The 13,170-nt window shown below is 65.5% G+C and carries 14 protein-coding genes; 7 read left to right on the forward strand and 7 right to left on the reverse strand.

Annotated features, from left to right (window positions below; translation table 11 throughout):
- Window positions 1–18: 18 nt before the first annotated feature.
- On the forward strand, window positions 19–939 hold the full coding sequence (locus BUB39_RS03160; protein ID WP_073052719.1) for a LysR family transcriptional regulator: 921 nt from the start codon (window positions 19–21) through the stop codon (window positions 937–939).
- 15 nt (window positions 940–954) lie between these two features.
- On the opposite strand, the gene BUB39_RS03165 is transcribed toward BUB39_RS03160, so the two are convergent.
- The 4 genes from BUB39_RS03165 to BUB39_RS03180 form a co-directional block, all read right to left on the reverse strand.
- A complete protein-coding gene (locus tag BUB39_RS03165) occupies window positions 955–1,392 on the reverse strand; it encodes a P-loop nucleotide/nucleoside kinase family protein (protein WP_210187018.1) in 438 nt (145 codons plus the stop codon).
- A 75-nt stretch (window positions 1,393–1,467) separates the two neighbouring features.
- Window positions 1,468–2,772, reverse strand: a complete 1,305-nt coding sequence (locus BUB39_RS03170) for a DUF3422 family protein (protein WP_244540135.1) — start codon at window positions 2,770–2,772, stop codon at window positions 1,468–1,470.
- A gap of 48 nt (window positions 2,773–2,820) precedes the next feature.
- The gene (locus BUB39_RS03175) at window positions 2,821–4,326 is read right to left on the reverse strand and encodes an argininosuccinate lyase (protein ID WP_073051566.1); all 1,506 of its coding nucleotides are present in this window, start codon (window positions 4,324–4,326) and stop codon (window positions 2,821–2,823) included.
- A 64-nt stretch (window positions 4,327–4,390) separates the two neighbouring features.
- Window positions 4,391–5,530, reverse strand: coding sequence for an alpha-hydroxy acid oxidase (locus BUB39_RS03180; protein WP_139251410.1), 1,140 nt, complete (start codon window positions 5,528–5,530; stop codon window positions 4,391–4,393).
- Between the two features lie 107 nt (window positions 5,531–5,637).
- On the opposite strand from BUB39_RS03180, the gene BUB39_RS03185 reads away from it, so the two are divergent.
- Window positions 5,638–6,483, forward strand: coding sequence for a FadR/GntR family transcriptional regulator (locus tag BUB39_RS03185; protein WP_073052721.1), 846 nt, complete (start codon window positions 5,638–5,640; stop codon window positions 6,481–6,483).
- Here the strand turns inward: BUB39_RS03185 and BUB39_RS03190 are convergent.
- Both BUB39_RS03190 and BUB39_RS03195 read right to left on the reverse strand, forming a co-directional pair.
- The gene (locus BUB39_RS03190; protein ID WP_073051568.1) at window positions 6,480–6,857 is read right to left on the reverse strand and encodes a hypothetical protein; all 378 of its coding nucleotides are present in this window, start codon (window positions 6,855–6,857) and stop codon (window positions 6,480–6,482) included. The genes BUB39_RS03185 and BUB39_RS03190 overlap by 4 nt on opposite strands.
- A 95-nt stretch (window positions 6,858–6,952) precedes the next feature.
- Window positions 6,953–7,699, reverse strand: a complete 747-nt coding sequence (locus BUB39_RS03195; protein ID WP_073051569.1) for an SDR family NAD(P)-dependent oxidoreductase — start codon at window positions 7,697–7,699, stop codon at window positions 6,953–6,955.
- 139 nt (window positions 7,700–7,838) lie between these two features.
- On the opposite strand from BUB39_RS03195, the gene BUB39_RS03200 reads away from it, so the two are divergent.
- The 3 genes from BUB39_RS03200 (at window position 7,839) to BUB39_RS03210 (ending at window position 10,878) form a co-directional block, all read left to right on the forward strand.
- Entirely contained in the window at window positions 7,839–9,209 is a 1,371-nt protein-coding gene (locus BUB39_RS03200; RefSeq protein WP_073051570.1) for a glutamate--cysteine ligase, read from the forward strand.
- 42 nt (window positions 9,210–9,251) lie between these two features.
- On the forward strand, window positions 9,252–10,079 hold the full coding sequence (locus BUB39_RS03205; RefSeq protein WP_073051571.1) for a universal stress protein: 828 nt from the start codon (window positions 9,252–9,254) through the stop codon (window positions 10,077–10,079).
- A gap of 103 nt (window positions 10,080–10,182) precedes the next feature.
- Window positions 10,183–10,878 (forward strand): DUF937 domain-containing protein, encoded by a 696-nt coding sequence (locus BUB39_RS03210; protein ID WP_073051572.1) that lies wholly within the window; start codon window positions 10,183–10,185, stop codon window positions 10,876–10,878.
- A 149-nt stretch (window positions 10,879–11,027) separates the two neighbouring features.
- On the opposite strand, the gene BUB39_RS25400 is transcribed toward BUB39_RS03210, so the two are convergent.
- Entirely contained in the window at window positions 11,028–11,378 is a 351-nt protein-coding gene (locus BUB39_RS25400; protein WP_073051573.1) for a DUF1127 domain-containing protein, read from the reverse strand.
- A gap of 270 nt (window positions 11,379–11,648) precedes the next feature.
- Here BUB39_RS25400 and BUB39_RS03220 point away from each other — a divergent pair, with 270 nt between their 5' ends.
- A complete protein-coding gene (locus BUB39_RS03220) occupies window positions 11,649–12,530 on the forward strand; it encodes a LysR substrate-binding domain-containing protein (protein WP_084526854.1) in 882 nt (293 codons plus the stop codon).
- The gene (locus BUB39_RS03225) at window positions 12,527–13,168 is read left to right on the forward strand and encodes a chloramphenicol phosphotransferase CPT family protein (protein ID WP_073051574.1); all 642 of its coding nucleotides are present in this window, start codon (window positions 12,527–12,529) and stop codon (window positions 13,166–13,168) included. Before BUB39_RS03220 ends, BUB39_RS03225 begins: the two co-directional genes overlap by 4 nt.
- The last annotated feature ends 2 nt before the right edge of the window (window positions 13,169–13,170 follow it).

Genomic DNA, 13,170 nt, shown 5'->3' on the forward strand with positions numbered 1-13,170 from the left:
ATTGCCACGATGCCGCGCATGAGCGCGTTCACGGACATGGAAATCTTCGCCCGAGTCATTACCGCCGGCAGTCTCTCGGCGGCGGGGCGCGAGCTCGGCCTATCGCCGGCTGTCGTCTCCAAGCGGTTGAAGCGGCTCGAAGAGCGACTGGGCACGCGGCTCTTGCAGCGCACGACGCGGCAGATCGCGCTCACCGAGGCGGGGCGCGGCTTCCATGACCGCGTCGTGCAGATCCTCGCTTCGATCGAAGAGGCCGAGGCCTATGTCAGCCGCCGCTCGGACGTCGCGCGCGGCACGCTCAAGATTTCGGCGCCGACCTCATTCGGCCGCCTGCATGTCGCGCCGCATCTCGGCCGCTTCCTGGAAGCCAATCCAGGCCTCACGGTCAATCTCGCGCTCTCGGACGATTTCGTCGACCTCGTAAAGGATGGCGTCGATGTCGCGATCCGTATCGCCGAGCTGACCGATTCGAGCCTCGTCGCCCGCCGCCTTGCGCCCAATCACCGGCTGCTCTGTGCGACGCCGGGTTATCTCGCCGCGCACGGCACGCCGCAGAGTCTAGCGGACCTTTCCCGCCATGCATTGCTCGCCACCGCGGGGCAGGATCCCTGGCGCCTCGAAGGAAGCGAAGGACCCGTTACCGTGCATATCGACGGGCGGCTCAGGACCAATTCCAACGAGGTGGTGCGTGCGGCGGTGCTGGGCGGCTTCGGCATAGCGCTCCGCTCGACCTGGGATGTCGGTCCGGAATTGAGGGCCGGCCAGCTGGTGCATGTCCTGCCCGCCTACCGGGCGTCGCGCCGCGTCGCCGTCCATGCGGTCTATCCGAGCCGGCGCTATCTCGCGGCGAAGGTCCGGCTGTTCATCGACTATCTGGCCGGCCTCTATGGCGAGCATCCCGCCTGGGATGACGGGCTCGAGTCGATGATCGGCGGCTGAACGGACATCGTTTGACTAGCCCGCCAGTTCGTTCCCGTCCGGCCGCTCAAACAGACGTGACCATGCCTCCAGATGCCCGGGATCGACCTGCGCGGCTTTCGGCAGGTCACGGTTTCTGATGGCGAGGCGCCGTGTCAGCTCGTGGAGCGGTACATCGAGAAAGTGGAGACGTGTTTCGGCTCCCAGCTGCAGCGCGGTGGATCGATACGCCGACCGTTCCTCTCTCGTCCAGAACCCGTTTTCCAGAATGACACTGCTGCCGCCGGCAAGTATCCGCTGCGCCAAAGTCCATTGCAGGTCTTCGACGCGCGTCCGGGCCTCTTCGTCATCGATTGCAAAACCAAGCGCCAGAATCCAGTCGTCGGGCGACAGGCGAACGCCGGCGCCGTCCTCTTCAAGCTGGCGGGCCAGGGTGGTCTTGCCCGATCCTGGCAGACCGCAGATGAGATGCAAGGTTGTCATGCGTCAGTGATAGTGCGCCAGCCGGCCTGGCTCGTCATCTGGTCGGCATGACAACACGCTTCGCTTCTAGGCCTCTCCCCCGTCCGCGTGATGACGGCGGATGCGGCGGACGAGGAACCAGACGGCGAGCGCGACGGGCACGACGGCCAGCGCCTCGATCGTGGTCGGCTCGATATGAAGGCCGAGCACCGGCGCGCCTTCCGCCAGATGGCCGACAAGGCCGACGACATAGTAGCTAACAGCCGCCACCGAGAGGCCTTCGACCGTCTGCTGCAGGCGAAGCTGCAAACGGGCGCGGTGGTTCATCGAATGAAGTAACGCGCGATTTTGCTGCGAAAGCTCGACATCGACGCGGGCGCGCAGCAGCGCGGCGGCGCGGGCGAGCTTGCGGGAGAGATCCTGCTGGCGCTGCTCCAGCGTCAGGCAGGTGCGCATGGCCGGCGCCATCCGGCGCGCGAGAAACGCGGTGAAGCTCGAATAGCCCTCGATCGGCTGCTCATCCATGGCGTTGAGGCGCAGGCTGACGATCTCGGCATAGGCGCGGCTGGCTCCGAAGCGGAACGCCGATTCCGCCGCGCCTGCTTCGAGATCGCCGGCCAGCGCCGTCAGGTCATCGAGCAGGAGGCGATTGGTGTCGAAGCCGCCCCCGCTGCGGAAGCGGCGCGTATCGTCGACAAGCTGCGTCTCGATGCGGCGTATCTCGGGCTGCAGGCGCTGCGCTTCGGGAAGACCCAGCATGGCCATGACGCGATAGGTCTCGGTCTCCAACAGCCGCTGGACCAGCGGCCCCGCTTCCTGCGGGCCGAGCCCGCGATCGACGACCAGAAGGCGCGTGAATCCGTCGCCGTCCTCACGAAAGTCGGTCGCGATCAGAGCGCGGCCGCCGGCAGCTTGCGAAGCGGCGAGCGATCCGGGGTCGAAGCCGGCGAAAAGCTCGGCCGGCGGGCGAAGATCGGCAACGAGGTCGAGCCGCGCCGCGACCATCAACGGCCCCGGCGGCTCGAACGCAGCGCCGAACGGCGTCTCCGCGGGCAATGCGCCGGTCCCGCCCCGCACGTCCCAGCTATAGGTCGTAAACTCCGCATGACTTTCCCAGCGAAGCGAGCCGCCGGCGAGCGCTACGACATGATGACGCGCCTCAGGCCCCGGCTGCGCCTCTCCAATTCTGAGGCAGAGGGCCGCGAGATTGCGGCGCGCCGCGTCCGACTGGGCCGTATCTGTCATGAAGGCGTAGTGGAGAACGAGGCGCGGTGCCTCGATCATGTGGAACGGCCGCGCATGCACTTCGTGCAGCGCGGCATTCCGCAATGGATGATCGGCAAACCGTCTTGGGCCTTCGCGCATCAGCATCCCCCCGGATTGCGCCACCATAGCCTCGCATCCATCCGAAGGCGGCCGCGACACGCTGGCGCGCCCACGTCAGACGCGCGCGATCTCCTCGACCCGGCGCCTGAGCATATCCGATGCGTCGGTCCGGCGCTGCGCAGCCTCGCGCGCCCGCCGATCGAACTCCCCCAGCGCCAATCGATACCCGGCGAGCGCTGCGTCAAGCGCCGCTGGCGCGGGACCGCCGAAGCGGTCGCGAACGGCTATAAACGCTTCCGGCGACACCATGTCCGCGAAGGCCATCTGGTCGGCGGCCGGGCGTCGGCCGACATGACGCTCGAACGCCGCGACAAAAGTGGGATAGCCATCTTGTCGCAAGGTTCCGGATGCCGCGACGACGGCCCGCGCAACGTCGGCTGCAATCTCATGCGCAAGCCGAAACGGCAGCCCTTCCTCGCGCACGAGGCGATCGGCGAGTTCGGTGATCGTGGCGCAGGAACGATCGAGATTGACGGCGACCCTTTCGGAATCGATGCGCGCCGCTTCAATGGTGGCCGTCAGAAGCGCGAGGACGCGCAGGCCGACATCAAAAGCCTGATAGCCCATCTCGTGGGTCTCGGCCTCGCTGTCGGTCATGTCGGTGAAGGGCGTGTTGTGAAGGAGATCGACCACAGCGCGGGCGCGCCCGACGGTCTGGCCGGACAGATGCCGCAAGTGCTCGAACGGCACCGGATTGCGCTTCTGCGGCATGATCGAGGAAATCTGCACGAAGGCATTCGGCAGATAGAGTTGGCCGACCTCGAAGCTCGACCAGAACAGGAAATCCTGAACCGGCCGGCCAAGATGCAGGAACAGCAGGGCCAGCGCGTCATAGGTGGCGGTCAGATAGTCCACGGCGGCGATGCAGGAATAGGAATTCTGCAGCGGCGCAGCGAAGCCCAGCAGTTCCGCGACGCGGTGGCGATCGGTCTGGAACCCGGTTGTGGTGATCGCAGCCGCGCCGAGCGGGCAGAGATCGACGATCGAACGGGCCGCCTCGATCCTCTGGATGTCGCGGATCAGCACCTCGATCATCGCCGCGATATAGTGGCCATAGGTCGTCGGCTGGGCCGGCTGGCCATGGGTATAGGCGACGATCAGCGTATCCCGGTCCCGCGTCGCGGCCTCAATCAGTGCGCCGAGCAATCCGCGCAAGGCCGCCAATAATCCGTCGATGCGGGGAAGCAGGCCGAGCTTCAGGAAGGTATGATCGATATCGTTGCGCGAACGCGCCGTATGCAGACGGCCGCCGATATCGGCGCCGACGCGTCGTTTCAGCTCCTTCTCCATGTGGAAGAAGTAGTCCTCCACATCGCCACCATAGACGAGCGTGGCAGGGTCGATCTCCCGTTCCATCGCACCGAGTGCGCGCGCGAGTGCCCCGCCCTGCGCCGGGTCCAGGATGCCCGTCTCGACCAGCATCACCAGATGAGCGAAATCGATGCGGCGCAACGCCTCGGCATGGTGGTGTCGTGCGCCGTCGAAGAGCGGCTTCAGTACCGTCTCTCGAAAGACCGGATCAGGAAACTGTGACCTGTCGCCGGATTGAAGCGTGCCCATGACCGATCGTTCCGTCCCAAGGCCTAACCTTTCGGACGAGCCTAGGGACGAACCGGGCAGCCGCCTAGCCCCGATCGATCACTGTGCCGTCGATCTCGGCGATGGTGCGACGCCCGGTGAGCGCCATCGAGACGTCCAGCTCGCGGCCGATGATGTCGATCGCCTTGGCGACGCCAGCCTCGCCACCCGCACCGAGGCCATAAAGGAAGGCGCGGCCGATCATGCAGCTCTTCGCGCCGAGCGCGAGGGCCCGCAGCACGTCCTGACCTGAGCGGACTCCGCTGTCGAACATCACCTCGGTCTCGCTGCCCACCGCCTCGACGATGCGCGGCAATGTCGAGATGGCCGAGGGTGCGCCGTCGAGCTGGCGGCCGCCATGATTGGACACCACGATGCCATCCGCGCCGGTGGCGGCAGCGGCGCGCGCGTCATCGACGTCGAGCACGCCCTTGATGATCAGCTTGCCGGGCCAGATCGACCGGATCCAGGCCACGTCATTCCAGTTCAGCGCCGGATCGAACTGGCCGGCGATCCACTGGCCGAGCGACTTGACGCCCGTCATGCCCTTCACGAAGCCCTCGAGATTGCCGAAGGTCTTGCGCTTGCCGCGCAGGACCTTGAGCGCCCAGTCCGGCTTGGTGGCGATATCGATGACATTGGCCAGCGTGACGCGCGGCGGCACGGTCATGCCGTTCTTGATGTCTCGATGGCGCTGGCCCTGCACCTGCAGGTCGACCGTCAGCACGAGCGCGCTGCACTTGGCGGCGATCGCACGATCGACCAGCGACTTGGCGAAGCCGCGATCCTTCATGACATAGAGCTGGAACCAGAACGGCTTCGTGGTTCCGGCAGCGACATCCTCGATCGAGCAGATCGACATGGTGGAGAGGCAGAAAGGAATGCCAACTCGCTCGGCCGCGCGCGCGGCGAGGATCTCGCCATCGGCATGCTGCATGCCGGTCAAGCCAGTCGGCGCGAGCGCAAAGGGGAACGTCGCCTTCTCGCCGAGGATCGTCGTCTCAGTCGAGCGATTGGAGACGTCGACCATCACGCGCTGGCGCAGCCTCAAAGCCTTCAGGTCGGCGCGGTTGGCGTTCAGCGTCTCCTCGGCATAGGAGCCGTGGTCGCAATATTCGAAGAAGGCCTTGGGAACACGCCGCTTCGCCATCAGCCGGAGATCGTCGATCGAGGTTGCGGTCGCGATTGACATGGATGCCATCCACCTGTCGAGAAACCGCCGCTTCAGCCAGCGCGGCGGACAACTGGATCATTTAATTGACCACTCTGTCCGATGCTCATAATCTGATCTTCATGCCGTTTCAACCCATCAAATCCCGTCCGACCGCCGATGAGGTCAGCCGGCAGATCGAGCTGCTCATCCTGGAAGGCGTGCTGCATCCGGGCGACCGCCTGCCGGGCGAGCGTGATCTCGCGGCGCGGCTAGATGTCTCGCGTCCGGTACTGCGCGAGGCGCTGAAGGGGCTCGAGGCTCGCGGGCTCATCGAGAGCCGGCACGGCGGCGGCACCTATGTCGCGTCGATCGAGGGAACGTTGTTCGCGAGTCCCGTGATCGACCTCATCGCGGGCTCCCGCAAGGCCGGCGCGGACTACCTCGAATTTCGCCGTGAGGTCGAGGCGACGGCGGCGGCGATGGCAGCGGCGCGCGCGACCGAATCAGATCGTACGATCCTTGCTCGCATCTTCTCCGCTATGGAGGCGGCGCATGGCGAAGCCGATTTCAGGCGCGAAGCCGCGCTCGACGTCGAGTTTCACCAGGCCATCGGTGAAGCGTCGCACAATATCGTCATGATTCACGTGCTGCGCGCCTGCTACCGCCTGCTCTCTGACGGGGTTTTCTACAGCCGCGGCCGCCTTTATGGCCATGCCGGCTCGCGCGATGCATTGCTCGCACAGCATCGAAGCTTGCTCGACGCGATCCTTTCGGGCGACAGCAAAGCCGCCCGCGACGCTGCAGAAGCGCATATCGCCTATGTCGAGGCGGCCCTGCGGGCAGATGCGGAAGCAGGCGCGCGGGCCGAAATCGGTTCGCTACGCCTGCTGCAATTCGAGGAACGAGCCGGAGCAACCCGCCCAGCCCGTCCGAAAGATCAGACGCCCGGCGACGAAGCCGGACCGTCTGATCATACTACGGACTAACCGCGACGCGCGCGCTCGACGTCCATGATATCGCCCGAGCGGGCGCTGATGGTAACGCGCATCGGACGGCCGCGGCGATCCGCGCCTTCCACCACCCAGACGCGGCCACGCCGATCGACTCCGAAGGTTTCAACGACGCCAGCCGAGCGGGCGATGCTGCGGGCTTCGCGCGGTCCGATGCCCTCATTGTTGTCGCTATAGCCGGGACCACGATCCCAACGGCCGGGTGGTGGCGGCGGCGGCGCCACTTCATAGGACGGCGGCGCGACGCGCACGCCGCCCCCATCGATGATGACGCTTTGGGCGCCGGCAGCGCTCGCCGCGAAAAGGCCGGCGGCAAATATGGCGGGTCCGATCAGGCTGCGGATTCTCATGGATTTCGTCCTTGTCCTGCTGACGGCACGAAGACCGCCGATCACAGACAAGAACGCCGCTGCACGCGTTTTCGTTCCAGCGCCTGCTCTTTCCGTCAGACCATCCGCATGCTCATTCCGCCGTCGACAACCAGCGTTTCCCCGGTGATGAAGGGGTTGGTCAGAAGCTCGACCGCCGCACTTGCCACATCTTCGGATGTTCCGAAGCGGTGCAGCGGAATGCGATTGTCGAGATTGTTCCGTCGCGCCTCTGGCGTCATCGCCGCGTGAAAGCGCGTCTCGATGATGCCAGGGCAGATGGTGTTGACGCGGATGTTCTCGTGGCCATGGTCGCGGGCAAGTGCGCGGCCCATCTGCGGCAGTGCGCCTTTCACGGTCTGGTAGGCGACGGTGCCGGGGCAGCCGCGCAATCCAGCCACCGATGACACGAGCAGCATCGCGCCGCCCCGCGCGGCAAGCGCTGCATGAGCGGCGCGGAACAGATGGAATGGTGCGTGGACATGGACGCGGAACGCCTCGTCCCACGCATCGAGACTGATCGAAAGCGCCGTACCCGGCACGGCACCACCGGCCGCTGGCACCAGATAATCGATGCGGCCGAATTTCGCGAGTGCGGCTGCGACAAGGCGTTCCGCCGTGGCCGGATCGCCGGCGTCGCCTGATTCGAAAACGACCGTCGTCACTGTGCCGAGTTCGGCCAGCAGCGCGTCCACCTCGGCGTCGCGGTGCCGGCCGAACAGCACCAGATCGACGCCCCGCGCCGCCAGCGCCCGCGCGATGGCCGCGCCAATGCCGCGCGTTCCGCCTGTGATGACCGCCACCTGCCGCTCGTCAGTTGCCATGGTTTTCTCCTCCTCTGGCCCGCGGCTATCGCTGCATGATTTAGGGTGACGCGTCCATGCGACGCTGCGGTAACAGCCTTCCTTGCCGAGCGCCGAGTGCGTCGCTAATGTGCCGATCCTTTTCCAAGCCGGAGACATCATGGCCCGCGACGTGTCCGATTCCACGATCGTCGAATCTCGCGACGATCTCATCGGGGCGATCGCGTCTGGCGGCAAGCCGGAAAGCCAATGGCGCATCGGCACCGAACACGAGAAATTCGGCTTCTACACGGATGACCTCACGCCGGTTCCCTATGAAGGACCCCGCGGCATAGAGCGTATCCTCCGCCTGATGGAAGGCATGCTTGGCTGGCAGCCGATCGAGGATCGTGGCCTCATCATCGGCTTGGTCGATCCCGTCGGTGGCGGCGCCATTTCGCTGGAACCGGGCGGGCAGTTCGAGCTTTCCGGCGCGCCGCTCGAAACTGTGCATCAGACATGCCGGGAACTGCATGCCCATCTCGCGCAGGTTCGCGAATGCGCCGAACCGCTCGGCATCGGCTTCATCGGCCTCGGCGCATCGCCGATCTGGTCGCTGGCCGAAACGCCGGTCATGCCGAAGTCGCGCTACGAGATCATGGCCCGCTACATGCCGAAGGTCGGCACGCGCGGGCTCGACATGATGTTCCGGACATCGACCGTGCAGGTCAATCTCGACTTCGCCGACGAGGCAGACATGGTCAAGAAGATGCGTGTCTCGCTGGCCTTGCAGCCCGTTGCGACAGCGCTCTTCGCCAATTCGCCGTTCATCGACAATGCCGCCAACGGGCTGTTATCGAACCGCGCGGAGATCTGGCGCGACACCGACAACCAGCGTTCAGGCCTCATCCCATTCGTCTTCGATGCGGGCTTCGGCTTCGAGTCCTATGTCGAATGGGCGCTTGATGTACCGATGTATTTCGTCAAGCGCGGCGACTTCTATCACGATGTCGCCGGCCAGTCGTTCCGCGACCTGCTTGACGGCCGCCTGCCCGGACTTCCCGGCGAGCGCGCCACGCTTTCCGACTGGAACAACCATCTGACGACACTGTTCCCCGATGTGCGGCTGAAGAAATATATCGAGATGCGCGGCGCCGATGCGGGCCCGTGGCGGACGCTGACGGCGCTGCCGGCGCTCTGGGTTGGCCTCCTCTATGACCAGATCGCTCTCGACGCCGCTTATGACCTCATCGCCGATTGGACCGCTGAAGAGCGTCAGGCTCTGCGCGACACGGTTCCCCGCCTCGGCCTCAAGACGCCGATGCGCTCGCGGACGGTGCGCGAGATCGCCGGCGAGATGGTCGAGATCGCCCGTGCCGGGCTCGCGCGTCGCGCGCGGCTGAACGGTGAAGGCGTCGACGAAAGCGTCTATCTCGCGCCACTGCAGGAAACGGTCGCCAGCGGCATGACGCCTGCGGAGCGCCTGCTTGCCGCCTATCGCGGCGATTGGCATGGCGATATTGGCGAAGTATTCAGACGGCATGCCTATTGACGTCTGCGGGCCGGGGGCCGGCTTCGATCAGGGAGAGCCAGGATGGATATCAAGGACATCACCGTTGTCGTCGACCAGAGCGGCAGCCGGCCGGCTCTTCCCGTCGCGATCGACCTCACCAAGCGGCTCGGCGGGCATCTGACCGGGCTCAGCCTCGTTTATGATCCCGTTGTTCCCGGCTATGCGGTTGCCCCGGTTCCGGTCGATTTCATGGTCAGCGCGCGCAACGAAGCCGTTCGGGGCGCCAAGGAGGCTGACGCGGCCTTCCTCGCAGCCGTTGAGGCGAGCGGCGTCACAGCGGAGACGCGTTCCGTCGAGGTCATCTCGGCAGGCGGGCTCGACGAGGTCGTGCACGAACTCCGGCTCGCCGATCTCGTCGTCGTCGCCGAGGATGATCGTGACCGGCCGGAGCCTGTGCGCGAGGCGCTCATCGAAGCGATTCTCTTCCATGCCGGCGCGCCGCTGCTGATCATTCCGCGCGCCACGCCGCCGGCGAGCCTCGATCTCGGCCGGGTCATCATCGCCTGGGACGGCACGATTACCGCTGCCCGCGCCGTGCGCTCCGCGATTCCGTTCCTGTCCGCCGCGAACGCAGTCGACATCGTCATCGTTGACGACGGCAAGGACCTGCCGACGGGCCAGCGCGTGACCGGCTATCTGGCGCGGCACGGCATTGCCGCGACGACGCACACGATTCCCAACCCGCACAAGGATGTCGCCGCTGCGCTCCGCCAGCAGGCGACTGAGACCGCTGCGGGCCTCATCGTGATGGGCGCCTATGGCCATAGCCGCCTGCTCGAATGGATCCTCGGCGGCGCGACGCGCGGCATGCTGCACAAGCAGTCGATCCCGATTCTCATGGCGCATTAAGACGTCGGATTGGCAGAGAGCGGCGGCTGTCACGGCCGCCACGCCGCGGATTTGACGAAACGCCAACGCGGTCCGATCATGGCGGCTCCAAGGGGAGCAGGCGATGAAGACCTTCTACGATCTGATGCGGGAAGCTCAGCAGAGCTCTTTCGGCCCGATGATGCAGAAGGAGTTCGGCCTCTCCGCTGAACAGCAGGCGCGAGCGGTCGAAGCGATGATGCCGGCCTTCTGGCTGGGCATGCGCAAGAACGCGGCCGATCCGTTCGGCGTCGCCGCCTTCTGGCAAGCGCTCGGCAGCGGTCCCTACCAGTCCTATTTCGACAATCCGTTCGCCGCGATGTCGCCAAAGGCGATGGATGACGGCAACGGGATGCTCGAGAAGCTGTTCGGCTCGCCCGAGATCGCCCGGGCCGTCTCGCTGCAGGTCGAAGCAGCCACCGGTATCACGCAGGACGTGGTGCGGCGCATGATGCCGGTCGTCGCCAACATGATGATGGGCGGCTTGCAGCGGCAGACGGAAAAGATCGAAAACCCCTTCCTGCGCTTCATGCAGGACATGACTCAGCCGCCGAAGCCCAAGGTGGAGAAGCAGCCCGACCTGCCCTTCGTGGTGCTGATGAACAGTTTCCTTGGCAAGACCTCCGAGCCCGAGAAGGAGCCGGAACCCACGCCGGACGCCCCTGCCAGCAATGAAGAGGTGATCGATCGGCTGTTCGATGCCAATCGTCTGATGACCGACACCTATTGGAAGTCGATGGAGCATATTTTCGAGCAGTTCTCGCCGCAGAAGAAAGACTGATCGAAAAGAAAAAGGCCCGCCGATGGACGGCGGGCCAAGTGCGGAACCACCCCGGGGATCGAGAGGGTTCCGGCTGCAGAGGACAGGACGCCGGAGACCGGCGCCCGATGGGGTGGATGGGTGGCTCGCCGCAACCGGGCCGCTGGAAGCTAGACCTTAGCCCGGTAGCGCGCCGACCCGACATGCAGTTCGGCGCCATGGGCAAGGCGTTCGCGCATCTGTGCATTGCGGGCAAAGCGCCGCTCAAGCGAGAGCATCGAAAGCTGAACCGAGGCGTCTTCATCGACCCGCGTCGCCATCGCGCAATAGACATCGCCCTGCGTCAGCCCGATATCGCTCAGCATATGATCGTCCCAGCTCAGCAGACGGGCTACTTGGCGACGATTTTTCCAGACACGAATCCGCAGCGTGGCAGCTGCGTAGGCGTTCGCGAGGAGCCCCGCGAAACCTTGGCGCGCCGTCGGCCGGCTCTCGGTGCTGAAAGTTTCAAATGTCGTCATGGTATGCCTCCATCGGCTGACGCTTCGAGGTCCTTCCGCTCTTCGGAAGGGGCTGCTCGGCATGCGCCCTGGGAACAATCGAACATTGGCGCATTCGCATTGATCATTCCAACGAATGTTTCTAATATCAGCCATCGGAATTGATGATGCCGCGCAGCGCCGTTGTTGTCTTGATGCACCGCTCGGCAGCAGCCAGCCACCCGTTTCCTGCCGATTGGCAGAATTTGCCCGGCAATCGCCCACCTGGTGGGCAAATGTGAGGTATCGCACATGGCCGCCATGCTCGATCTCGACCAGCTCCGCACCTTCGTCGCCATCTGCGACGCAGGCAGCTTCACGCGCGCTGCGGAAACCGTGCACAAAACCCAGTCCGCGGTCTCTATGCAGATGCGACGGCTGGAGGAGCGGATCGGCAAGCCGATCTTCGGCCGCGACGGCCGTAGCGCCAAGCTGACGGAGGAAGGCGAGCGGCTGCTCGGCTATGCCCGCCGCCTGATCCGGCTTTCCGATGAGACGGTCGCCGCTTTCGACGACGAGGAACTCTCCGGCCGCGTACGGCTCGGCACGCCGGATGACTACGCCGATCGGTTCTTGCCCGAGATTCTCGCTCGCTTTTCGCGCTCGAATCCGCGCGTCGAAGTCACCGTGGTCTGCGAGCCGACACTGCAATTGGTCGAATGCCTGCGGGCCGGGTCTCTCGATCTCGCGATTGTCACCAGCTTCAAGGATACGTCGACGGCCGAGGTGGTGCGCCAGGAACCGCTGCTCTGGGTCGTTTCCAACCAGCACCGCCTCGAGGAAGAGGATGTGTTGCCGCTGGCGCTTGGGCGCGACACCTGCTGTTGGCGGAAGGGGGCGATTGAGGCTCTGGCGGCGACCGGGCGCAAGAATCGGCTGCTCTACGCCTCGAACAATTCAACCGCCCTCGCCGCCGCTGTCCTCGCCGGTCTCGCGATTTCGGTCCTTCCCGAGTCGGCCTTGCGTCCGGGTATGCGCGTTCTCGGCGAAGCCGAAGGCCTGCCGCGGCTTGCGCCTTGCGAAATCGGCCTGATGCGGGCGCCTGGCCGTCCCTCAACGGCGCTTGTCGAGGCGCTGGCGGAACACATCGTGTCCTCGCTCGACAACCTTTCCATGCGGATCGCCGCCGAGTGAGCGCGGTGCCGCCGGGTCGCATCGCCGTGCTCAACGGCGCGCCGCGTTCAGGGAAATCCTCGATCGTCGGCGCGCTGCAGGCCCGCGACGACGCCATCTGGATCAATCTCGGCGTCGACACGCATATGGCGGGCATGCTGCCGCCACGCCTCCTGCCCGGTATCGGCCTCCGGCCCGGCGGCGAACGGCCGGATCTCGAGCCACTGCTGCCCCGCCTCTATGCCGCGCTCTATGAATCGATAGCGGCGCATAGCCGGCTCGGCTTTGACGTGGTCGCCGATCTCGGCCATCACGATGCCCATTCGCGCCCGCTGGGCATCCTGGCGGACTGTGCCAAACAGCTTCAGGGCCTGCCGGCGCTGCTTGTCGGCATTCATTGCCCTATTGACGTGATCATGGCTCGCCGGGAGATAGCAGTCCCCGGTCGCGAAGCGCTGTATGCGCGCGGCAGTGAGGCCGTGCCGGTGCCCGAGCCGGTGAGGCGCTGGCAGGATGCGGTCCATGCACACGCGATCTACGATCTCGAACTCGATACCGCCCGGCTGACACCCGAAGAGTCCGCAGCCGCCATTCTATCCGCCTTCGATCGCGGCCTGCCGCACCCCACGGCTTTCGAAAAGCTGGCGGCAGGCACCTAGTC

The sequence above is a fragment of the Kaistia soli DSM 19436 genome (assembly GCF_900129325.1).
Lineage (GTDB): Bacteria > Pseudomonadota > Alphaproteobacteria > Rhizobiales > Kaistiaceae > Kaistia > Kaistia soli.